The sequence below is a fragment of the Burkholderia puraquae genome, from assembly GCF_002099195.1.
Lineage (GTDB): Bacteria > Pseudomonadota > Gammaproteobacteria > Burkholderiales > Burkholderiaceae > Burkholderia > Burkholderia puraquae.
In genome coordinates this window covers 829,066-851,416 of record NZ_NBYX01000001.1, presented here as the reverse complement: position 1 = coordinate 851,416, position 22,351 = coordinate 829,066, and the positions used below count along the sequence as shown (strand labels likewise).

General features: G+C 67.8%; 19 protein-coding genes. 10 read left to right on the top strand and 9 right to left on the bottom strand.

All coding sequences use genetic code 11. The features are described from left to right. The first annotated feature begins 4 nt into the window (after positions 1-4). From gsiD to B7G54_RS03780, 3 genes are read left to right on the top strand one after another with little or no spacing between them, the layout of a single operon-like run. Positions 5-898 carry a glutathione ABC transporter permease GsiD gene (gsiD, locus tag B7G54_RS03790; protein ID WP_085037809.1) on the top strand — a complete coding sequence of 298 codons (894 nt, stop codon included), beginning with the start codon at positions 5-7 and terminating at the stop codon, positions 896-898. Next, positions 898-1,980, top strand: coding sequence for a DmpA family aminopeptidase (locus tag B7G54_RS03785; protein WP_085037808.1), 1,083 nt, complete (start codon positions 898-900; stop codon positions 1,978-1,980). Before gsiD ends, B7G54_RS03785 begins: the two co-directional genes overlap by 1 nt. Further along, positions 1,977-2,804, top strand: a complete 828-nt coding sequence (locus tag B7G54_RS03780; RefSeq protein ID WP_085037807.1) for a M55 family metallopeptidase — start codon at positions 1,977-1,979, stop codon at positions 2,802-2,804. Before B7G54_RS03785 ends, B7G54_RS03780 begins: the two co-directional genes overlap by 4 nt. A gap of 38 nt (positions 2,805-2,842) precedes the next feature. Here the strand turns inward: B7G54_RS03780 and B7G54_RS03775 are convergent, their stop codons facing one another. Next, a complete protein-coding gene (locus B7G54_RS03775; protein ID WP_085037806.1) occupies positions 2,843-3,622 on the bottom strand; it encodes an alpha/beta fold hydrolase in 780 nt (259 codons plus the stop codon). Positions 3,623-3,764: 142 nt separating this feature from the next. On the opposite strand from B7G54_RS03775, the gene B7G54_RS03770 reads away from it, so the two are divergent. Next, the gene (locus B7G54_RS03770; protein WP_085037805.1) at positions 3,765-4,544 is read left to right on the top strand and encodes an AraC family transcriptional regulator; all 780 of its coding nucleotides are present in this window, start codon (positions 3,765-3,767) and stop codon (positions 4,542-4,544) included. Between the two features lie 457 nt (positions 4,545-5,001). Here the strand turns inward: B7G54_RS03770 and pcaG are convergent, their stop codons facing one another. From pcaG to B7G54_RS03750, 3 genes are all read right to left on the bottom strand, one after another. Continuing rightward, on the bottom strand, positions 5,002-5,595 hold the full coding sequence (gene pcaG / locus B7G54_RS03760; protein ID WP_085037803.1) for a protocatechuate 3,4-dioxygenase subunit alpha: 594 nt from the start codon (positions 5,593-5,595) through the stop codon (positions 5,002-5,004). A gap of 3 nt (positions 5,596-5,598) precedes the next feature. Continuing rightward, entirely contained in the window at positions 5,599-6,306 is a 708-nt protein-coding gene (pcaH, locus tag B7G54_RS03755) for a protocatechuate 3,4-dioxygenase subunit beta (RefSeq protein ID WP_085037802.1), read from the bottom strand. 275 nt (positions 6,307-6,581) lie between these two features. Then, the gene (locus B7G54_RS03750) at positions 6,582-7,148 is read right to left on the bottom strand and encodes a YiiX/YebB-like N1pC/P60 family cysteine hydrolase (protein ID WP_085037801.1); all 567 of its coding nucleotides are present in this window, start codon (positions 7,146-7,148) and stop codon (positions 6,582-6,584) included. Between the two features lie 120 nt (positions 7,149-7,268). Between B7G54_RS03750 and B7G54_RS03745 the strand changes: the two genes are divergently transcribed. The 4 genes from B7G54_RS03745 (at position 7,269) to B7G54_RS03730 (ending at position 9,922) form a co-directional block, all read left to right on the top strand. Next, positions 7,269-8,006, top strand: a complete 738-nt coding sequence (locus tag B7G54_RS03745) for a helix-turn-helix domain-containing protein (RefSeq protein WP_085037800.1) — start codon at positions 7,269-7,271, stop codon at positions 8,004-8,006. Between the two features lie 77 nt (positions 8,007-8,083). Continuing rightward, the gene (gene pcaQ / locus B7G54_RS03740; RefSeq protein ID WP_085037799.1) at positions 8,084-9,070 is read left to right on the top strand and encodes a pca operon transcription factor PcaQ; all 987 of its coding nucleotides are present in this window, start codon (positions 8,084-8,086) and stop codon (positions 9,068-9,070) included. 134 nt (positions 9,071-9,204) lie between these two features. Then, a complete protein-coding gene (locus tag B7G54_RS03735; RefSeq protein ID WP_085037798.1) occupies positions 9,205-9,552 on the top strand; it encodes a type II toxin-antitoxin system RelE/ParE family toxin in 348 nt (115 codons plus the stop codon). Between the two features lie 73 nt (positions 9,553-9,625). Further along, positions 9,626-9,922: an XRE family transcriptional regulator gene (locus B7G54_RS03730; RefSeq protein WP_085037797.1), complete on the top strand. Its 297-nt coding sequence runs from the start codon at positions 9,626-9,628 to the stop codon at positions 9,920-9,922. A gap of 151 nt (positions 9,923-10,073) precedes the next feature. On the opposite strand, the gene B7G54_RS03725 is transcribed toward B7G54_RS03730, so the two are convergent. The 3 genes from B7G54_RS03725 to B7G54_RS03715 form a co-directional block, all read right to left on the bottom strand. After that, entirely contained in the window at positions 10,074-11,348 is a 1,275-nt protein-coding gene (locus B7G54_RS03725) for an APC family permease (protein ID WP_085037796.1), read from the bottom strand. A 134-nt stretch (positions 11,349-11,482) separates the two neighbouring features. Then, the gene (locus B7G54_RS03720; protein ID WP_085037795.1) at positions 11,483-16,054 is read right to left on the bottom strand and encodes a DEAD/DEAH box helicase; all 4,572 of its coding nucleotides are present in this window, start codon (positions 16,052-16,054) and stop codon (positions 11,483-11,485) included. 201 nt (positions 16,055-16,255) lie between these two features. Further along, positions 16,256-16,780, bottom strand: coding sequence for a metal-dependent hydrolase (locus B7G54_RS03715; RefSeq protein ID WP_085037794.1), 525 nt, complete (start codon positions 16,778-16,780; stop codon positions 16,256-16,258). Positions 16,781-17,203: 423 nt separating this feature from the next. Here B7G54_RS03715 and ggt point away from each other — a divergent pair, with 423 nt between their 5' ends. Next, positions 17,204-18,925 (top strand): gamma-glutamyltransferase, encoded by a 1,722-nt coding sequence (gene ggt / locus B7G54_RS03710; protein WP_085037793.1) that lies wholly within the window; start codon positions 17,204-17,206, stop codon positions 18,923-18,925. An 84-nt stretch (positions 18,926-19,009) separates the two neighbouring features. Here the strand turns inward: ggt and B7G54_RS03705 are convergent, their stop codons facing one another. Next, positions 19,010-19,933, bottom strand: a complete 924-nt coding sequence (locus tag B7G54_RS03705) for an alpha/beta fold hydrolase (RefSeq protein ID WP_085037792.1) — start codon at positions 19,931-19,933, stop codon at positions 19,010-19,012. A gap of 312 nt (positions 19,934-20,245) precedes the next feature. Between B7G54_RS03705 and B7G54_RS03700 the strand changes: the two genes are divergently transcribed. Next, positions 20,246-20,695 carry a winged helix-turn-helix transcriptional regulator gene (locus B7G54_RS03700; protein ID WP_027791380.1) on the top strand — a complete coding sequence of 150 codons (450 nt, stop codon included), beginning with the start codon at positions 20,246-20,248 and terminating at the stop codon, positions 20,693-20,695. Between the two features lie 308 nt (positions 20,696-21,003). Here B7G54_RS03700 and B7G54_RS03690 read toward each other — a convergent pair whose 3' ends face one another. Continuing rightward, positions 21,004-22,320: a TolC family protein gene (locus tag B7G54_RS03690; RefSeq protein ID WP_425266445.1), complete on the bottom strand. Its 1,317-nt coding sequence runs from the start codon at positions 22,318-22,320 to the stop codon at positions 21,004-21,006. Positions 22,321-22,351 lie beyond the last annotated feature (31 nt).

Here is a 22,351-nt window from a genome sequence, read left to right as displayed (position 1 = left end):
GCGCATGAACGCGACAGTCCAGACCGCGGCGCCGGCCGCACCCGCCGCGATCCGCACGCCGTGGCGCGAATTCTGGCGCAAGTTCCGCAAGCAGACCGTCGCGCTCGTCGCGGGCGGCTTCGTGCTGGCGCTCGTCGTGCTGGCGTTCGTCGGCCCGCACATCGTGCCGTTCGATCCGGAGAATTATTTCGACTACGACGCGCTGAACGCGGGGCCGTCGGCCGTGCACTGGTTCGGCGTCGATTCGCTCGGCCGCGACATCTTCAGCCGGATCGTCACCGGCACGCGCATCTCGCTCGCGGCCGGCTTCTTCTCGGTCGCGCTCGGCGCGGTGATCGGCACGTTCTTCGGGCTGCTCGCCGGCTACTACGAAGGCTGGTGGGACCGCATCACGATGCGCGTGGCCGACGTGCTGTTCGCGTTCCCGGGCATCCTGCTCGCAATCGGCGTGGTCGCGATCCTCGGCAACGGGATGGTCAACGTAATCTGCGCGGTCGCGATCTTCAGCATTCCGGCGTTCGCGCGGCTCGTGCGCGGCAACACGCTGATGCTCAAGCACATGACCTATGTCGAGGCCGCGCGCAGCATCGGCGCGTCGGACTGGACGATCATCATGCGGCATATCCTGCCGGGCACCGTGTCGTCGGTCGTCGTCTACTTCACGATGCGGATCGGCACGTCGATCATCACGGCCGCGAGCCTGTCGTTCCTCGGGCTCGGGGCGCAGCCGCCGACGCCGGAGTGGGGTGCGATGCTCAACGAGGCGCGCGCGGACATGGTGACGGCGCCGCACATCGCGATCTTCCCGAGCCTCGCGATCTTCCTGACCGTGCTCGCGTTCAACCTGCTCGGCGACGGGCTGCGCGACGCGCTCGATCCGAAGCTGGAGCGCCGCTGATGCACTTGGCACCGATGTGGGCGGCCACGCTGCCGGCCGGGCCGCGCGGCACGATCGCCGACGTGCCGGGCGTGACGGTCGGCCATTGCACGCTCGATACGGGCAACGTGCAGACCGGCGTGACCGTCGTGAAGCCGCATCCGGGCGACGTGTACCGCAGCAAGGTGCCGGCGGGGGCTGCCGTGATCAACGGATTCGGCAAGAGCGTCGGGCTCGTGCAGGTCGACGAGCTCGGTACGCTCGATACGCCGATCGCGCTGACCAATACGTTCGGCGTCGGCGCGGTCGCGCAGGCGCAGATCCGCGCGGCGATCGCGGCGAATCCGCCAATCGGCCGCGACTGGTCGACCGTCAACCCGCTCGTGTTCGAATGCAACGACGGCTATCTGAACGATATCCAGGCGTTCGCGGTCACGGCCGCGCATTACGACGACGCGTGCCGCGCGGCGTCGCGTGACGTCGTACGCGGCGCGGTGGGGGCCGGGCGCGGGATGTCGTGCTTCGACCTGAAAGGCGGGATCGGTTCGGCCTCGCGCGTCGCCGTCGCGGCCGGCCGGCCCTATACGGTCGGCGCGCTCGTGCTCGCGAATTTCGGCCGGCTGCCGATGCTGACGCTCGGCGGTGTGCCGCTCGGGCGCATCGTCGCGCAACGGCGTGCGGCCGAGGCCGCGCACGCGGCGCCACCCGAGCAGGGCTCGATCATCCTGTTGCTGGCCACCGATTCGCCGCTCGACGCGCGACAACTGTCGCGGCTCGCGCGCCGCGCGGGTGCGGGGCTGGCCCGCACGGGCTCGGTCTACGGGCACGGCAGCGGCGACATCGCGCTCGCATTCTCCACTGCATACACGATCGCGCACGACGCGTCGACCATCGCGCTGCCGGCCCTCGTGGCCGACGCGGCACTCGATCCGCTGTTCATGGCCGCGGCCGAAAGCGTCGAGCACGCGATCGCCGATGCATTGCTGCAGGCCGTGACGGTGGCCGGGCGCGACGGCCACGTGCGGCAATCGCTGCGCGATGCGGTGCCCGATCTCGATCGCCTGTTCAACGAAGGCCACGAAGGACGTTTTAGCCAGCCATGAAGATCCTGATTTCGACCGACATAGAAGGCGTCGCCGGCGTGTTCGCCGCCGAGCAGACGCGCGCCGGCAATCCGGAATACGAGCGCGCACGCCGCTGGATGACCGCCGAGGCGAACGCGGCGATCGAAGGCGCGCTCATGGGCGGCGCGCAGGCCGTGTGGGTCAACGATTCGCACGGCGGTTACCGCAACCTGCTGCCCGACGGGCTCGATGCGCGTGCGCGCGTCGTGCTCGGCAAGCCGCGCACGCTCGGGATGATGGCGGGCCTCGAACAGCAGCCCGATCTCGTGTTCATGATCGGCTATCACGCGAAATCGCAGGCGCGCGGCGTGCTCGCGCACACGATCAACAGCTTCGCGTTCACGCAGGTGTGGCTGAACGGCGTCGAGCTCGGCGAAGCCGGGCTGTACGGCGCGCTGGCGCGCGAATACGGCGCGCACGTCGCGCTGGCCACGGGCGACGACGTGTTCGCGGAGGAAACGCAGCCGCTGTTTCCGGACGCGCATTTCGAGACGGTCAAGACAGCCAGCGGCGCATCGAGCGGCGATACGCTCACGCCCGCCGCGTCCTGTGCGCGGATCGCAACCGCTGCGCGCGAAACGGTCGTGCGGGCACTGTCGGCAGGCGTGCGCGCCGGCGCCCATCGGCCCGTGCCGGCCGCTTGCACGCTGCGCGTGCAGACGGCGGCGCTGGCCGACCTGTTCTGCGTGCTGCCGTCGCTCGAGCGCGTCGATGCGGTGACGCTGCGCTTCGACGGGCCTTCGGTCGAGCATGCGGTGCGCACGCTGAACAGTTTGTCGGCGATGTCGTTCATGCTGCGGTGATGCGCGCCACCGCCATGCTGCTTGCGCGCCGCGGGTCGTCAGTGGTTGCCGGCGCGGCTCGCCGTCGCGGCGAGCAGGAACGCTTCCATCGCCGCGACCAGCGCGAGCGGCGTCTCGTTCATCGGATAGTGGCCCGCATTGCGCAGCACGTTCACGGTGGCGAGCGGATAGCGCCGCAGGTAGGTGCGGGCCATCAGCGCCGCGTCGAACGCCGGATCGTGCTCGCCGATCAGCACTTTCACCGGATGGATGCCGGCGATCTCGTCGCTGAAATCCGTATCGGCCCACGCGCGGAAGTACGCGCCGAACGCCGGCGGCGACGAACGGGCTGCCGAATACGCGGCTTTCCACTCGACCCAGGCGGCGGGCAGCCGGCCGCCGGTGCTGCGATCGATGATGGTCCGGCGATCGGCGACGTGGTCGGCGGCGCGCTCGAATAGCGCGCGTTTGTCCGCGTCGAACGGCAGGCCGCCGCAAGGCACGGGCGTGATCGGCACCAGCGAACGCACGCGCTCGGGCGCCATGACGGCGAGCTTCTCGGCCGCCATCGCGCCCATCGAGTGACCGACAACGCTGAAGGTCGCGAAATCGAGGGCGTCGGCCAGCGCGAGCGCGTCGGCGGCGATCTCGTCGATTGTGTAGTCGCCCGCTGCGTCGCGCATGCGGCCGTAACCTCGGTAGTCCATGAATACATAGCTGAAGTGCTCACGCGACAGCCATGCTTCGACGGGTGCGAACGCGTGGGCGTCGCCGAACCAGCCGGGCAGTACAAGAACAGGATGGGGGCCGTCCCCCACGCGATGAAACGTATTCGGCATGTCCGCTCCGATGCAGTGGTAATCCGGCCGATCAGGCCGACGGGTCTTGCGGCCGTCAGGTCGCGCAAGGGTGGAGCGGATCGTAGATCGCGCGAAGGAGACCCGCCTTCGATATCGGGTCATTGATGATGGAATTCGGGCCGTGAGAAATACGCTGCTAGATCCCTACGAAAACATTCCCCGGAGCGTGGTCGTGACCGCCAACGACTATGCGGCGGGCACGACGTTTCCGGAGCACGCGCACGGGCGCGGGCAATTCGCGTTCGCGTCGCGCGGCACGATCAGCGTGTCGACGCCGCACGGGCGCTGGCTGGTGCCGCCGCAGCGCGCGTGCTGGGTGCCGGCCGGCGTGCGGCACGAAATGACGATGACCGGGCCGGTCATGATGCTCAACACGTTCGTGTCCGGCGACGCCGCGCAGGAAGCGGGCTTGCCCGAGCAGTGCGGCGTCTATGGCGTATCGGCGTTGCTTCGGCAATTGATCGACGATGCGGTCGACCTGCCGGCCCTGTATGACGTCGACGGGCGTGCGGGCAAGCTGATGGCGTTGCTGGTCGCGGAGATCGCGACGATGCCGCGCCTGTCGCTGCATGCGCCGCTGCCGGCCGATGCAAGGCTGGCGAAGGTGTGCCGCCACCTGTTCGCGTCGCCGTCGATCGCGGCCGATCTCGACCAGGTGGCCGCCGATGCAGGCGTGAGCCGCCGCACGTTCACGCGGCAGTTTCGCGCGCAGACGGGCGTGAGTTTTGCCGCATGGCGCCAGCAGGTGTGCATGCTCGCGGCGATTGCACGCCTGAGCGACGGGGAGCCGGTAACGCGCGTCGCGTTCGATCTCGGCTACGCGAGCGCCAGCGCGTTCACGTCGGCGTTTCGCCGCATTCTGGGCGACACGCCGAGCCGCTATCTGGAGATTCGGCGCTAACCGGATCGAATCGGCGCGCGCCACGCCCGTGCAGCGGTTGCCGCCAAAAAATACGCGCCTGCCAACTTCGGTCAGACGCGTTTAAAGGCACTCGGTCAGAAAAATGCGCGCACGGCCGGCCGGGCCGTGTCGTGCATGACATGCGTAATTGTTGCTGATTCGGATTTAATCCCGCTTGCGCGTTGAGGATAACGAAGAATACGCCGCATAACGCGCAAACGATATCCTGCCGGACCGACGAGTTATGTGCTGTCGCAGCATCCGTTTCAATCGCGCGTTTGATTCAGGGGGCGGAAGCGTGCGGCAACGGGCATCGATAACCGTGGCCCGGCGCGATGCGCCGCAGCATCGAATGCTGCGACAGAGCATGAAAAACGCCGCGTGACGCGATGCCTGTTGGTATCGCGCCACGCGGCGGTGCGGTAGCGGGCGAAGCCGGCGTGCGCCGGCACGCGCGTCACACGTCGAAGAACACCGTTTCGTCCGGCCCCTGCATGCGGATGTCGAAGCGGTAGACGACCGGACGGCCCGGCTGCGCGTCGCGTTTCGCGACGAGCGTCGCGCGGCGCTCGGCCGGCACCGCGTTCAGCACGGGGTCGGCCGCGTTCGCGGCGGCTTCGTCGTCGAAGTACACGCGCGTGAACGCATGGGTGAGGATCCCGCGCATCATCACGGTCACGTTGATGTGCGGCGCTTCGTCGGCGGCGATGCGGCCCGGCTTCACCGTCTCGACGACGAAACGCTGCTGCGCATCGGTGCCGGTGCCGACCCGCGCGAAGCCCGTGAAGCCGGATTTCGCGATGTCGTCGCGCGACGCGGGGTAGCGGCCTGCGCCGTCCACCTGCGTGAATTCGAGCACCGCGTCGCCGACGACGTTGCCGTCGCCGTCGAACACCTGGCCGACCAGCAGCACGTGCTCGCCTTCGGCGTGTGCCGCGGCGATCGTCGGCGTGAACAGGCTCTTCAGGTCGTAGTCGTATTGCTGCGGGCACAGTCCGTACGCGAAGTACGGGCCGACCGTCTGCGAAGGGGTTTGCTTCAGCGTCGTCATGGTTCAGCGCTCCATCGGGGTAGCGTCGCGGCCGCGCAGCACGATGTCGAATTCGTAGCCGAGCGCATAGCCTTCTTCGGTGATGTCCATCGAGAAGCGCGAGATCAGGCGATCGCGCGCGGCCTCGGGCGTACCCTGGAAGATCGGGTCGTACGCGAGCAGCGGGTCGCCGGGGAAGTACATCTGCGTGACGAGACGCGAGCCGAAGTAGTCGCCGAACAGCGAGAAATGGATGTGATTCGGGCGCCACGCGTTCGGATGGTTGCCCCACGGATAAGCGCCGGGCTTGATCGTCAGGAAGCGGTAGCGGCCTTCGTTGTCGGTCAGGCAGCGGCCCGCGCCGAGGAAGTTCGGATCGAGCGGCGCATCGTGCTGGTCGACCTTGTGCACGTAGCGGCCGGCCGCGTTCGCCTGCCACACCTCGACGAGCGTGTTGCGCAGGGGCTTGCCGCCTTCGTCGAGCACGCGGCCCGTGACGACCATGCGCTCACCGAGCGGCTCGCCGTTCTTCACGGCGTTCTTCGTCAGGTCATGGTCGAGTGCGCCGAGATCTTCGGCGCCGTAGACGGGCGCGTACTGGTCGCGCAGCTTCTCTTTCAGCGGGATCAGCGGGCGGGTCGGGCCGCGCTTCACCGACGAACGGTACTCGGGGTGGACATAGGCCGGATGCGACGGCCAGTCGCGCGGCGTGAGGATCGTGGGGGAATCCATCGGGCGTCTCCTGATAGGTATTTCGCGAAGTGGATGGCACGACTTTAGCCAATCCGGAAAGTTATGCAAAATGACCTTTTTTCGCGAATCGCATAACCGTTCGTTATGTTCGTCGCGCCAATGAAAATTCCGCCGGACAGGATGCCTGTCCGGCGGAAAAAGCGATCGGGCTTCGCGTCGTCGGTGACGACCCCGTGCACGGCCCTCCAGCCAGCCCGTCGCTGCTTTTTTGTGTTTTCGTTCTTGTTGTTATCCGGTCTCCCCGAGCGCGCCCGTTATGACTGGCGGCCGGGATCGAACACGATCCCGTCGAATTCGAGTGACAGCGTGCCGCTGCGCAGCAATGCGGCCGGTGTCGCGGCCCGGTCGGCACCGAGCACGTCGCTCACATAGCTCGAGCAGAACCCGCGCCGCGTCCGCAGGTTGAAGCGGTTGCCGAGCAGCGCGTCGATCCGTTGTTCCGCGGTTGCATGCACCTGGCGCTGCGCATCGGCGGTCGGTGCCGCGACGCGGCGTGCCAGCGCGATGCGTCCGCCGTCGGTACGGGCGACGAAGCGCGACAGCGGCGTGAGCTTCGTCCACGCAAACGCGGATTCGGCGATTACCGGTTCGTCGCCGGACGTATCGACGACGATGCCGAAGCGATTGGCCCACGCGCCCGTCGTGCCTGCCGCCTCGCGCGGTGCGTTCGCCGCCACGCGGATGAACACGAGATCCCCGACGTGCGCGCTGGCGGCCAGCGTGCGGACCGTGGCGAGCGGCATCGTGCGATCCGTGTCGCGGGCATCGCGCGGGGCGGTGAGGTGCGATTCGTAGGTGGCGGTTTCGGTTCGGGTGGTCATTTCGGTTCCGTCGTTCGGTGACAGCACGGAGCGGATTATGCAGACAAGTACCTAAAAGTGTTCATGTCCCTGGTCAGGTAGCCTAATATCTGACCTGGAGCATCATTTTTCGATACCAAAATGACCGAAACCGCCCAACTCATCGAAATGCTGAAGCGCCAGTTGAAGGCGCAGGGCATGACCTACCGCGACGTCGCGCGTGCGCTCGACGTCTCCGAGACCAGCGTGAAGCGGCTGTTCGCCAGCGGCCGCTTCACGCTGGAGCGTGTCGTGGAGATCGCCCAACTGCTCGGCTATACGCTGGCCGAGCTCGTGCAGGAGGCTTCCGCGTCGGCGCCGAGGCTGCGCGTGCTGACCGAGCAGCAGGAGGCACTGCTCGTGTCGGACGACAAGCTGCTGCTCGTTGCGGTCTGCGCGATCAACTACTGGACCGTGCAGGACATCGTGTCGGCCTATCAGGTGACGAAGGCCGAGTGCGTGAAATACCTGCTGATGCTCGACCGGATGAACGTCGTCGCGCTGTTGCCGGGCGACCGGATTCGCGTGCGCGTCGCGCGCGACTTCGACTGGCTGCCCGGCGGCCCGATCCGCCGTTACTTCCATGCGCATGCGCTCGGCGATTTCCTCGACAGCCGCTTCGACGGGGAAGGCGAGACGATGACGTTCTCGCAGGGGATGCTGACGGAGGCCGCGTCCGCGGAGCTCGAACTGGAGTTGCGCCGGCTGCGCAGCAAGGCGGCCGCGCTGCATGCGGAATCGTCGTCCGCACCGCTCGCGCAGAAGCGCGGGACCAGCTTGCTGATCGCGAAGCGGATGTGGGAGCCGGCCGGTTTCCAGGCGCTGCGGCGCCATGCGTGACGTATCGTCGAATACTTGGGACTATCCGGAAAGTTATGCAAAATGGCATTTCATCGTCAATCACATAACCACTCGTTATGAATAACCGTATCGCCGACGGCCGTGTCAAGTTCCGGCACCTGCAGTGCTTTCTCGCGGTCGCGCAGCTGGGCGGCGTGCAGAAGGCGGCAGAAAGCCTGTCGATCACGCAGCCGGCCGTCTCGAAGACGATCGCCGAACTGGAGGCGATCCTCGGCGTGAAGCTGTTCGAGCGCGGGCGGCAGGGCGCGCAGCCGACTCGCGAGGCGCAGCTGTTCATGCCGCATGCGAACGCGTGCGTGCTGGCGCTGCGACAGGGCGTCGGGCTGCTCGCGCGCGAGGGCGGCGCCGCCGCCGCGACGCTGGAAATCGGCATGCTGCCGACTGTCGCGGCATCGCTCGCGCCCGCGTTGATGAAGGCGCTCGCCGCGCGCTGGCCGCGCATCGTCGTGCGGATCGCGACGGCCGCGAACGCCGATCTGCTCGAGCGCCTGAAGTCCGGCGCGATCGAGTGCGCGATCGGGCGGCTGTCGGAGCCGGAGCGGATGATCGGGCTCGCGTTCGAGCAGTTGTACAACGAGCCGCTCGTCGCCGTCGTGCGTGCCGGGCATCCGCTGCTGTCGAGCGCGGCGCCGGCGGCCGAGCTCGCGCGTTATCCGGTCGTGCTGCCGCCGTTCGGCACGCTGATCCGCCAGTCGGCCGAGCAACTGCTCGGCGCCTGCGGCGCGCCGCCGCTGGATTCGTTCATCGAGGTGCTGTCGATATCGGTCGCGCGCGCGTTGGCGCTCGAGAACGACGCGGTCTGGTTCGTGCCGCTCTATGCGGCCGAATACGATCTGTCGGCCGGGGCGCTGGCACGCCTGCCGCTGCCGTCGGCCGGCACCGACGAGCCGGTCGGGCTCGTGCTGCGCACCGATGCGCAGCCGTCGCCGGTCGCGCGGACGCTGATCGACGCCGTGCGCGACATCGCGCGGTCGCGGTTCGGCCAGACGCGCACGCACGGGACGTCACGCGCGGTGCGCAAGCCGACTCGTCGCGACGGTTGAACCAGCGGGGCACGCGGCGGGCGCGGCCCGATCCGGTTTCCCGCTTTCGGCTGCCAGGTTGGCCATCCGGTCAGTAGCGCGCCTCGTGGTGCTTGGCATATCGTACCGATTTTGGTGCGATAGGTGTCAAGACGATGACGAGACAGCAGATCCAGGTCACGCTCGGCGTGCGGTTCTTCCAGACGGCCCGTGGCAACGAGCCGGTGCGCGAATGGCTGAAGGCGCTCGGGCAAGCGGAGCGAAGGGTGATCGGCGAAGAGATCAAGACCGTTCAACTCGGCATGCCGCTGGTCCGGAAGATGGCGCAGGATCTGTGGGAGATCCGCGTGATGCTGCCGGGGCGGAGCGCTCGCGTGCTGTTTACGGTCGTCGGCGACGCGATGGTCCTGCTGCACGGCTTCTTCAAGCAGTCGCGGGCCACGCCGTCGGACGATCTCGATGTCACCGTCGCGCGCCTGAAAGCGCTGATGCGCACCATCTGAATTTCCCGGTTGCACCGGAATGTACCGTCTTCGACGGTCAGGCAGCCGGCAACGCCATGCACTGGAGTACCCCATGACGACCACGAACAATCCGCATATCGGCAGCGATTTCGATACCTTCCTCGACGAGGATGGCAGTCTCGAAGCGGCCACCGCCACCGCGATCAAGCGCGTGATCGCCTGGCAGATCGGGCAGGAAATGAAGGCACAGCACATCACGAAAACCGCGATGGCCGCGCGGATGAAAACCAGCCGCGCCGCGCTCAACCGTCTGCTCGACGAAACCGACACGAGCCTCACGCTGGCCACGCTCGCGAGCGCGGCCGCCGCGCTCGGCAAACGGCTCAGCTTCGAACTGGTGCCCGCCTGACGGGCGTGAGGAATCGGTGTACGGCGCGCGTCCACGCCCATGCGCATGATGCGCACGGCGGGATGGCCGGCAATCCCGCCAGCGGTTCGGTCATCATGCGCCGGTGCGTCGCCGCAAGCGGGCGAGTGCCGGCCGGCGCGCACATGCGGGATTACCGGCGCGGCCCGGCCACTTGCAGATAGAGCAGCGCACCGCCCGCGAGCAGCAGCGGGCACAGGATGTACCAGCCGGTCGTCAGGAACAGCCCGGCGACCGCGACCAGCGAAATCCATGCGCAACGGTGCGCGATGCTGCCGCGCGGCAGCAGTTTCAGCGCGGCGGCCGCGCCGAGCCCATACACCATCACGAAGCACCCGGACGTGACGAGCACGAGCGGCTTCGGCCCGACGTCCGACAGCGTGGTCGCGGCCAGTGCGATGGCTGCGAGCATGGCAATCACGCCGAGGCTGCGGCGCGGGACGCCGCCGACCTGGCTGCCTTGCGCGAGCCACGCGGGTAACGCGCCGTCGCGCCCGAGCGCCGCGCCGAGCTTGGCCGCGCCCGCGAAATACGCGTTCATCGTGCCGAGCGTGAGCAGCAGCGCGGCCGCGGCGGCCAGCACCTGCGCATGACCGCCGATGCCGCCCGCGATCAGTTCGGCGAGCGGCGCGCCCGATGCGCCCGCGGACGGCCCGAGCACCGTCACGCTCGCGGCGGCGACCGACAGATACAGGAACCCGACCACCACGACCGCGATCCCGGCCGAGCGCGGCATGTCGTGCGCGGGCCGCCGGAATTCAGCCGCGAGATGCGTGATCGCTTCCCAGCCGGCGAAGCTCCATACGAGCAGCGCGGCAGCCTGGCCGACCGCAAGCCAGCCGTGCGGCGCGAACGGATGCAGGTTCGCGGTGTGCGCATGCGGCGCGGAGGCGAGCACCGCGGCGAGCAGCAGCGTGACGAGCAGCGCCGACAATACGAGCTGCATGCGGCCCGACACGGTAACGCCGAATGCATTCGCGGCCGACACGGTCGCGATCAGCGCGGCAGCCGTGACGACGACGGTCGTGTGCCCGCCGCCCGTGACGGCCGCGACGTATGCGCCGCCGAACATGGCGGCGGCCGGCGCGCCGGCCGGTACCGCAAAGTAGAAGCACCAGCCGACGATCGCCGCGGCTTTCGGCCCGAATGCGCGCCGCGCGTAGGTCGAGACCCCGCCGGCATCGGGATAGCGCGCGCCGAGTGCGGCAAAGGTGGCCGCGAGCGGCCCGGACAGCACGACCAGTGCTGCCCATGCGAGCAGCGAAGCCGGGCCTGCGACCTCGGCAGCCAGTGCGGGCAGCGCGATCACGCCGGTGCCGAGCACCGCGCCGATATAGAGCGCGGCGCCCTGGAAAATCGTCAGCGAGCCCGCGTGATGAGCGGCGGGCGAGTCGGCATGCGAGGGCATGGACAGCAGTCTCCGGAAGTCTTGTTGTGTTCGATCGCGCGAGTCCGCGCGGAAATCGTTCGATGCTACCCGAACGATGACGGCAGCGCGGCCCGGCGATCAGTAGTCCGTGCAGTGCCGCGTGTCAGCCGATGTCAGTAGTGGCGCGCGAGCCGCAGGCGGGCATCTTCGCGTGCGGCGGGCGACAGTTCGGGCGCGTAGTGGAACGCCCCCGAAACCAGCGATGCGACGGGCACGCCATCACGGAACAGCACGCGATTGCCGGCCAGCGCCGGCACCTTGTCGCCGGGCAGCAGCGTGCCGGCCAGATTCAACGGATCGGCGCCCGTCACGCACACGTACTGTCCGTCGCCGGGTTGCCGCCGCAGTTCGCGCAGGATGGGGATCGCTTCGGGCAGCGCGAACTGTTCGCCCGCGAGCCCGGCGACGAAGCGTCCGCCGCGAATCTCGCCGCGCGCTTCGAGGCGCTGCAGCACGCGCACGAGCTCGCGCCAGCTCGGCAGCCAGTCGGCTTCGCGTTCGAGCAGCCGCCAGAACACGACGCCATAGCGGCGCAGCAGCGTCCACGCGATGTGTTCGAGCGCGTCGGGGTCGGTCGCGGCCTGACCGCGTTTCGGCGCCGGTGCATCGTCCGGCGGCGCGTGGCGTTGCACGAGCGCCCAGCGGCCCGCGTCGTCCATCCCGCCGATCAGCGCGCCGCCGCGCCGCGTGCGCGGCGAATAGGTCGCGCTGCGCTTGACGGCCGGCTTCAGCAGCGCACGCAGGCCCGCGTAGCTGTCCGCATTCACGAGCCCAGCCGATACGAGCTCGCCGAGCGCCTGTTCGAGTTCGACGGGCAGCATGTGCAGGTCGTCGAGCAGCGCGTCGAAGAACATTGCGCCGTGCGAGGCGAGCGCGGCGCGCACCTGTGCGGCCCGCGCGGACAGCGCCGGTTGCGCGTCGGGGTCGCGCAGCGCCTGCCAGGCGCCGAGGTGGCGGCGCGGCAGCAGCACGATCGGCGTCGTCTTCACGGGTGTGCCGGCCGCGCGCGCCGGTGCGCCGATGCGCGTCCATACGAGCTTGCCCGAGCGGCACAGCTCGTCGAGCCCGCCCGCCATGTAGTCGGTGAGCCGCGCGGGCAGCAGCGCGTCTTCCCATGCGCTTGCCGCGGCCTCGTAGCCTTCGAGCTGTTCGACCACGGCCGCGAGTGCATCGCGCCCCGTGCCGCGCGTGTCGGGCGTCAGGTGCTGCCAATGGAACAGGAAGCGCATGAAATCGGCGCGCTCGACCGGCTCGATCTCGCGGCGCAGCCGCTTCACCGTATAGCGATGAATGCGCGCCAGCAGATGGCGTTCGCACCATTCGTCCGCTGTGGCGCCCGGCGTGAACCGGCCGCGCATCACATAGCCTTCGCGCTCCAGCGCCGCGAGTGCTGTCGCGATCGACGCAGGCGGCAGGCCGAGCGGTGTCGCGATCGCATCGACGGCAAGCGGGCCGAAGCCGGTGAGCCGCGCGCGGATCACGTCGACGAGTGCGGCATCCGCTTCCCACGGCTGCGCGCAGGCAGCCGGCACCTTGAGCGCCGGCGCGATGCGCGCGTCGGGATGCAGGGTGCGCAGGCACACGAGCCGTTCGACCGGCACCCACAGCGAGGCGCCGGTGGGCGTGACGAGTTTCGTCGCGCGGCGGCGTTCGGCGAGTTCCGCGAGCCGGTCGGGCCAGCCTTCGTGTACCTGTGCTTCACGATCGGCGATGCACGCGAGCGTGAGCAGCGCGTCGTGCATTTCGTCGGCGTCGCGCACGAGCGGCCATGCTTCGTCGCGCACCGCATCGATCGCGTCGGCGTCGAGCGCGCCGAGATCGTCGGTCGATTCGGGATCGCTCCAGCGGCGCGACTGTACGGCCTGCGTACGGCGCTCCTCGAGCGGTGCATCGTCGAGGAACGCGTACGGTTTCGCATTGAGGATCTCGGCCGCGAGCGGCGACGGCGCGGGCAGGTCGCGCGCCACGAGCTCGATCGCGCCGCTTTCGATTCGGCGCAGCAGCGCAAGCCAGCCGTCGGTGTCCATTGCGTCGTGCAGGCAGTCGTCGAGCGTCTGGTCGACGAGCGGATGATGCGGGATCTCGCGTTCGCCGACGATGTTCTCGAGGCATGCGACCTGGTCGGGGAACACCGTCGCGAGCAGATCCTCGCTCTTCATCCGCTGCAGTTGCGGTGCGGTGCGCTTGCCGCCCGTGAAGCGGGGCAGAGCGAGCGCTGTCGTCGCGTTCCAGCGCCAGCGCACGCCGAACATCGGCGCGTCGAGCAGTGCCTGGACCAGCACGTGCTCGGCACTGGCCGAACGCAGGTAGCGCCACACTTCGTCGAGTGCGAAGCTGTGCGCGAGCGACAGCGACAGGATGATCGCATCGTCGGTCGCGGCCGCCTGCAGCTCGAAGTTGAAACTGCGACAGAAGCGCTTGCGCAGCGCGAGCCCCCATGCGCGGTTGATGCGGCTGCCGAACGGCGAATGGATCACGAGCTGTGTGCCGCCCGATTCGTCGAAGAATCGCTCCATCACGAGCGTGTCCTGCGTCGGCAGCGTGCCGAGCGCGGCGCGCGTGCGCGCGAGGTAGTCGGCGATCTGGTGCGCGGCGTCGGGCGACAGGTGCAGATCGTCGACGAGCCAGCGCAATGCTGGCGCGAGGCGGCCGTTGGCCGGGATGGCAAGGGCGACGTCGTTTCGCATACTGATCGCGGCTTCGGCTTCGGCTTCGGCTTCGGCTTCGGCTTCGGCTTCGGCTTCAGGCTCGACGCGCGGCGTGGATTTTGCACCGCCCCTGGTCTTGGTTTGGGCCGCAGCCTTGACTGCAGCGGCGGTCTTCCGGCTGGTATCGCCGTCAGCGCGTTCACCGCCTTCGGCAAGCGCCTGCCGGTCACCGTCGGCGAACAGCCCGTCGAGCCGCGCACGCAGCCGGCCGACCGCCGCCGACAGCTCGTCGCTGCGCCCCGGCGCCTCACCGAGCCAGAACGGAATGTTCGGCGACTGGCCCTGCGCGTCCTCGACACGCACGCGGCCCGTTTCCACGCGAATGATCCGGTACGACTGGTTGCCCAGCTGGAACACGTCGCCGGCCAGGCTCTCGATTGCGAAATCCTCGTTGACGGTGCCGACCTGGATGCCCTGCGGTTCGAGCAGCACCGCGTAGTCGGCCATGTCGGGGATCGTGCCGCCCGAGGTGGTTGCGGTCATCATCGCGTTGCGGCGCCCGCGCACGGTGCCGCCGACCACGTCGCGATGCAGGTACGCGCCGCGCACGCCGCGGCGGCTCGTGAAGCCTTCGGCGAGCATCGTCATCACTTCGTCGAAGCGCTCGCGCGTGAGCCGCGCGTACGGCGCCGCGCGCGTGAAGCTTGCATACAGCGCGTCTTCCTGCCATTCCGTGCACGCCACTTCGGCGACGATCTGCTGCGCGAGCACGTCGAGCGGCGCTTCGGGAATGCGCAACGTATCGAGTTCGCCGCGCTGCACGCAATCGAGCAGCGCGGCGCATTCGACGAGTTCGTCACGCGACAGCGGAAACAGCCGGCCCTTCGGCACGCCGCCGACATGGTGCCCGGAGCGGCCGACGCGCTGCAGGAACGGTGCGATCCCGCGCGGCGAGCCGACTTGGCAGACGAGATCGACGTCGCCGATATCGATGCCGAGCTCGAGCGATGCGGTGGCGACGAGCAGCTTCAGTTCGCCACGCTTCAGGCGCTGCTCGGCATCGAAGCGGTGCTCCTTCGCGAGACTGCCGTGATGTGCGGCGATCGCTTCCTTGCCGAGCCGGTCGGCGAGATGGCGCGCCATGCGCTCGGCGGTGCGCCGCGTGTTGACGAACACGAGTGTCGTGCGATGCGCGGCCGCGAGCCCGGCGATGCGGTCGTACACCTGTTCCCACACGTCGGTTGCCATCACGGGTTCGAGCGGCACGTTCGGCAGTTCGAGCGCGAGGTCGCGCTCGCGCGTGTGGCCCGTGTCGACGATGGTGCAGTCGCGCGGCGCGTCGGCCGGGCCGCCGACCAGGAAGCGTGCGACAGCGTCGATCGGCTTTTGCGTGGCCGACAGTCCGATACGCGGGAGCGCGCGGCCGGCCAGCGCGTCGAGGCGTTCGAGCGACAACGCGAGGTGGCTGCCGCGCTTCGACGACGCGAGTGCATGAATTTCGTCGACGATGACCGAGCGCACGTTCGACAGCATCTGCCGCCCCGACGTGGACGACAGCAGCACGTACAGCGATTCGGGTGTCGTGACGAGGATGTGCGGCGCGCGCTTGCGCAGCGCGGCGCGCTCGGCCTGCGTCGTGTCGCCGGTGCGCACGGCGGTGCGGATCGCCGGCACCGGCAGGCCGAGCTGCGCGAGCGATTCGGCGATGCCGGCAAGCGGCGCATCGAGGTTCACGTGGATGTCGTTCGACAGCGCCTTCAGCGGCGACACGTAGACGACGAGCGTCGCGTCGGGCAGCGTGCCGTCGTGCGCGAGCGCATCGCGCACCAGATCGTCGAGCGCGCACAGGAACGCGGTGAGCGTCTTGCCGGAGCCGGTGGGCGCGGCGACCAGCGTCGAGCGCCCGGCTTTGATGTGCGGCCACGCGAGTGCCTGCGCGCCGGTGGGCGCGGCGAACGTGCGCCGGAACCACGCGGCGACGGCCGGGTGGAATACATCGAGCGCACTGGCGGCAGGGCGGGTAGCGGTGACGTCCATCGGAGCGTTGAAATGGGGTGCAAGCGCACGGAAGGCGTGCGCACGAATCGAATCGTCAGTGTGCCAGACGTCGCGCGTGCATGCCGGGCACGCGTGTCGGCGAATCGGATCCGGATGGGCGCCTGCGCAGCACTTTCAACGAACGGAAAGTTGCATGCGCGCCGGCATGCCGATAGCACGCCGAATTGCGTCAAATTGCAACTAAACGCGATGCAGCCAGCCGAGCCAGTGCTCGAGCAGCGGCGCACGCGACCACAGCGACTGCGCGAGCCACAGCGTGCCGCCCCATGCGGCGGCCACGACGATCAGGTCGCAATGCCCGCTGTTCCACAGGTTGAGCGAATGACGCCGCCAGATCCACGGCACGCCGAGCGGGTTCGGCCAGTCGGCGAGCAGGTGCATCACGCCGCCGCATGCGAAGCCGAACAGCGGTGCGGCCCACAGCGGATGCGGATGATGGATGAGCCCGTGCCACCCGAGCGCAAGCAGGGCGATCCAGCCGATGCCCCAGTGCGTGACGGTGCGATGGGTGATCCACAGGCGGCGCTTGCGGCTCCACCATGCGACTTCGAGCCAGTCGGGCGCGGTGCCGCCCGCGACGCCCGCCGCGAACGCGGCGAGCATGCCGGTGTGCCACGGGCCCGTGGCGCCGGTTTGTGCGACGAGGACGGCGGCGGCGACGCCGGCTGCGAAGCCGGATGCATGATGCGCATTGTGTGATGCCATAGGAAGCGAGACGAAGAAACGTGAAGCGGCGCGTGAACGAAAAAATGATGCGGCGCGAAAGCGGGGCGCTATCTTCGCAGATCGGCTCGTGCAGCGGGAGGGACGGTTGCAGGTTTTTTTGCGCGTGTCGTGTGGCCCGCTGCGTAGTTCGCAACTTTCGGTTTTGTGCGTTGCGTAATGACGTGCACGGCGGACGTGCACTGCGGACGTGCACCGCGAGCAATTTCGACCGATTCGCATGCCTGTTTTGAAACCGCAGCATGACCGCGCGCACACGACGGATGTGCTTTCGCTACACGCCACGTGTTCGACCCTTTTTGTCCCCCTATACTACGAATCCGGATATGGCCGTCGGCGCGCCGGCCGCCATGAGCGGAACAGGTGCTTTTCCTGCCTGAAGGAGATCCACATGGGGGACATGCAATGACTACGCTGAATCGCTTCAAATCATCCGCTGTCGTGCTCGCGACGGTGGCCGGCATCGGTTTCCTGCCGAACGCGCCCGCCTATGCGAAGGGGCCGCAACCGGCCGTCCTGACGAGCTCGGCCGTTGCGGTGGCCGACAAGTACAGCGCGGATGCCGCGGAGCGGATCTTCAAGGAAGGCGGCAACGCGATCGACGCGGCCGTCGCGATCGCATTCACGCTCGCCGTCACGTATCCGGAAGCCGGCAACATCGGCGGTGGCGGCTTCATGACGATCTACAAGGACGGCAAGCCGTACTTCATCGACTATCGCGAGCGTGCGCCGCTCGCCGCGACGAAGGACATGTATCTCGACAAGGACGGCAATGTCGTCAAGGGCATGAGCCTGTACGGCCCGCGCGCGGTCGGCGTGCCGGGCACGGTCGCGGGCATGTGGGAAGCGCAGAAGCGCTTCGGCAAGCTGAAGTGGAAGCAGGTGCTCGCGCCGGCGATCCACTATGCGCGCGACGGCTTCGTCGTCGACGAACAGCTCGCGCAGCGCGGTGTCGACGCATCGAAGGAGTTCGGCGGCAAGACCAACTTCGACAAGTATTTCTCCGGGCTGAAGGCCGGCGTGAACTTCAAGCAGCCTGACCTCGCCGACGTGCTCACGCGCATCGCGAACGATGGCGCGGAAGGTTTCTACAAGGGCAAGACGGCCGAGCTGATCGCCGCATCGATGAAGACCGGTGACGGCAACGGGCTCATCACCACCGAAGATCTCGCGCAGTACCGCGCGGTGTGGCGCCAGCCGGTGCAGGCGAAGTGGAACGGCTATGACGTGATCACCGCGCCGCCCCCGAGCTCGGGCGGCATCGGCCTCGTGCAACTGCTGAAGATGAAGGCCGACCTCAAGCAGGACTTCGAGGGCGTGAAGCTCAACTCGCCGCAGTACATTCACCTCGTCGCGGAAATCGAAAAGCGTGTGTTCGCCGATCGTGCGCAGTATCTCGGCGATCCGGATTTCTACAAGGTGCCGATCGCACAGCTGACCGACAACGCGTACATCGCGAAGCGCGCGGCCGAGGTCAACCCGAAGGAGCCGTCGGATACCAAGAGCGTGCAGCCGGGCCTCGGCACGACGATGCCGGAGAAGGCTGAAACGACGCATTTCTCGGTGGTCGACAAGTGGGGCAACGCGGTGTCGAACACCTACACGGTCAACGGCTATTTCGGCTCGGGCGTGATCGCCGACGGCACGGGCATCGTGCTGAACGACGAGATGGACGACTTCTCCGCGAAGCCGGGTGTCGCGAACATGTTCGGCGTGGTCGGCAGCGACGCGAACGCGATCGAACCGAAGAAGCGCCCGCTGTCGTCGATGTCGCCGACGATCATGACGAAGGACGGCAAGGTGTCGCTCGTGATCGGCACGCCGGGCGGCTCGCGCATCTTCACGTCGATTTTCCAGGTGATCAACAACATCTACGACTTCAAGATGCCGTTGAAGGAAGCGGTCGGCGCGATGCGTTTCCATCACCAGCTGCTGCCACCGAACACGATCTTCTGGGAGCCGTACCACCCGATCGAAGGCGAACTCGCGAAGCAGATCGAGGCGCGCGGCTATACGCTGAAGGGGCAGGATTTCAGCGGCGATATCCAGGTGATCAAGATCGACGGCAAGACGCCGGAAGCGATGGCCGACCCGCGCGGGCGTGGCGTGACGCGGGTCATCCACTGACGTGAAGGAGGCCTGCGCGGTTGCGAAGGCGGCCGCGCACGCGGCGTTCCGCGGCGGGTGTCGGGTGCCCGCTGCGGAGCGCATTCAGCCGGTGGTCCGGATGAATCCGGCGATGCGTGCCGCGATGGCGTCGGGCGCATCCTCGAAGCAGTAATGTCCGACGCCTGCCAGCCGCTCGACGGGCGCGGACGGAAACAGTGCCGTGAAGAGCGGCAGGACGTGTTCGGCGCCGAGCGTTCGGTCGGCGTCTCCCCAGATCGCGAGCGCGGGTTTTTCGCGTATCGCGCGCAGCGCCGCCGCATCGGGCGCCTCGAACCGATGCGTGCCGGCGGCAAACCCGCGGGCCCATCCGATCGCGCCGAGGCAATCCGCCGGATGCATGAACGGCGCACCGTATGCGGCGATCCACGTGTCGTTGATGATCGCGTGATTTTCGAACCCGTTCAGCTTCAGCGTGCTCAGGATGTTGAAGCCGAGCTGCCCGAGCACCGTCTCCAGCGTATCGTCTGCCGCCGCGCGCGTGATCCACTGGAACCACGGCGCATCGCGGCCGTTCGCGTTCAGGCGCTCGATCAGGTCGGGCTGGCCGAACGGCGTGGGCCCGTTCGCGGACACGATGCGCCGGATCCGATCCGGATGCCGCGCGGCAAGCCCCATGCCGACCGGGCCGCCGAAGTCGTGCATCACGAGCGTGATGCGATCGAGGCCGCGCGCGAGCACGAAGCGCTCCAGGTTGTCGACATGATCCTGCAGCCAGTAGCTGCGGTCCTGCGGCGTCGCGCTTTTGCCGAATCCCATGTGATCGGGAGCGACGACACGGTGCGCCGGACTCAGCGCACTCACCAGATGGCGGAACAGATAACCCCACGTGGGTTCGCCGTGCAGGCACAGGACAGTTTCGCCGTCGCGCGGACCTTCGTCGACGTAGTGCATCCGGAAGCCGGATGTATCGTCGAAATGCGGGGCGAAGGGAAAGGTGCCGTCGAACGTGGCATCGGGCCGGATCATCGCATGCTCCTTCGGGTAGTCGGACAGGTTGGTTTCAAATTGAAACCAAACAGAAGCGTAGAGCATGAGGTTTCAAGTTGCAACCATCAGCGTGATCCGGTCGACCGCCGGTGGGTGGAGGTGTCGATGCGTGGTGAAGCGGTGAAAGAGAACGTGACGAGGTTTATCGTTCAAATCATGTGAATTTCACGCCAATCAAGACCGAAACCTCCGTGCCGTTCATCGACCGTGAACAGTCGGGCTCGCGCGATTGATCTTTTGGCATTCAGGTTTTATATTGCAACCATTCATTTCAACACGCCGCATGCATCGATGAACCGACGAACCACGCACGAAGATTCCCTTTGCGGCGTTGCCCGCCCGCTGGACGCGATCGGCGACTGGTGGTCGCTGCTGATCGTGCGCGATGCGTTCGACGGGCTGCGCCGCTTCGGCGAATTCCAGAAGAACCTCGGGCTGGCCAAGAACATCCTGGCCGCCCGTCTGCGCAACCTGGTCGCGCACGGGATCATGGACATCGTGCCGGCCGCCGACGGTGGCGCGCATCACGAATACGTGCTGACCGAAAAGGGGCGCGGGCTGTTTCCGCTGCTGGTCGCGCTGCGGCAGTGGGGCGAGGATTTCTTCTTCGAACCGGACGAGGCGCACGTGCTGCTCGTCGACCGGAAAACCGGGCTTCCGGTCAGGAAACTGGAGCTGCGTTCGCAGGACGGGCGCGTGCTCGGGCCGGAAGACACGGTCGTGCTGCCGCCGCCCGACTGACGCGCGCCGGGCGGGGCGGCGTCGCTGCTTCAGCAGCGTGTGTGCCTGGACGATCTGCCCGGCGAGCGGGTTGATCGCGATGCGCCGCTCCATCGCCTGCGAGCGGATCTGCTGGTACGCCTCTTCCTCGTTGATTGCGTTGTGCTGTATCAGCTGCGTCTTCGTTTCCTGCGGTGCGCGCACGGACATCGCGCGCTGTTCGAGCTGCGCGATGCGGCGCCGGTATTCGTCGTGCCGGCGCATCGACACGACGAACACGGTTGCGCGTCCAGCCTTTCGTGGCATGCGCGATGCGCGTCGTCCCACGTTCAGCCGCGATCGCTCGCCGCGTTGCTTTCGAGGAAGCTGTCCACCGCGATCAGCGACTGTTCGTCGAGCGTACCGAGCACGCTTTTCAGCTTCAACTGCAGCTTCAACGCATCGAGATAGCTGTCGAACAGCTTCTGCCGGATGCCCGAAATGTCGCGCCGCAGGTTCAGCGTTTCGTACGTCGTGCTGTAGCCGACCTGGTGCGCCTTCATCGACGAATCGTACGCGAGCCGCGCGGCCTGCAGCGACTGCTGCAGCGCGCGGATGCGCTTGCCGACCGATTCGAGCGCGGACAGCGCCTCACGGTGATCGGTGCCCAGTTGCTCCTCGACCTCGCGCAGCCGGTTGCGGTATTGCTCGGTCACGTGTTCGGCCTCGACCTGCCGGTAGTACACGCTGCCGCCGGAGAAGATCGGGATCGTCACCTGCACGCCGAATGCGCTTTGATGGAAGTCCGAGCGATCGGTGAGCCCGCGCAGGTTGGGGTTGAGCCCGCGCGAATACGACGCGAACAGGTCGACGGTCGGCAGATGCTCGGCGCTGACGCGCTTCGCGGCGAGCCGCGCGACCTGGACGTCGCGATAGGCCTGCCGGTACGCAGGGTTGTCCTGCGGCGCGTATTCGCCCGACGGAATGCGCGGCGATGACCCGCGCATCGCGAGCCGCGGCCAGCGCGAGAAATCGATCGTCGAGCCGAGCAGCGTCTCGTAGCGTGCACGGCGCGCGTCGACGTCGGTCTGTGCAAGTGCCTCGTCGGATTCGGCGAGGCTGCGGCGCGCTTCGATCTCGGCGGTATCGCCGATCGTTTTCATCCCGAGCTGCGCCATGCGTCGCGTATCGCTTTCGAGCCGCGTGAGCGCGCTCACTTCGTCGTCGGCCGACTGCAGTTTCTCGCGCGCGCTCAGCAGGTCGAAGCACGCGTTCGCGACGCGCAGGATCAGGTCCTGCCTCGCCACCTCGAGCTTCTGCTTCGCCGCTTCCTCGTACTCGGTCGCGCGCCGCATGTCGTACAGGTAGGGCACGTTGAACAGCGCCTGCGTGACCTGCGCGGAACCGTATGCGGCATTGCTCGACCCGCTGACGTCGATGCCGAACAGGTTCGCGTGCGTGCCGTAGCGCCCCCATTCGAGTTGCGCGGCGGCCTGCGGCAGCATCTGCGCGCGTGCCTCGGGGAATTTCTGGCGGGCCGCATCGTATTCGCTGCGCGCCTGCAGGTAGCGCGGATCGTGCACGGCGGCGTACTGGTAGGCGCTGTCGAGGCAGAACGCATGCGCGTTCGCCGCCATGCCTGCCATCGTTACAGCGAACAATGTCATGGTTGCAAGTCGGGGATTCCACCTAGTTGGA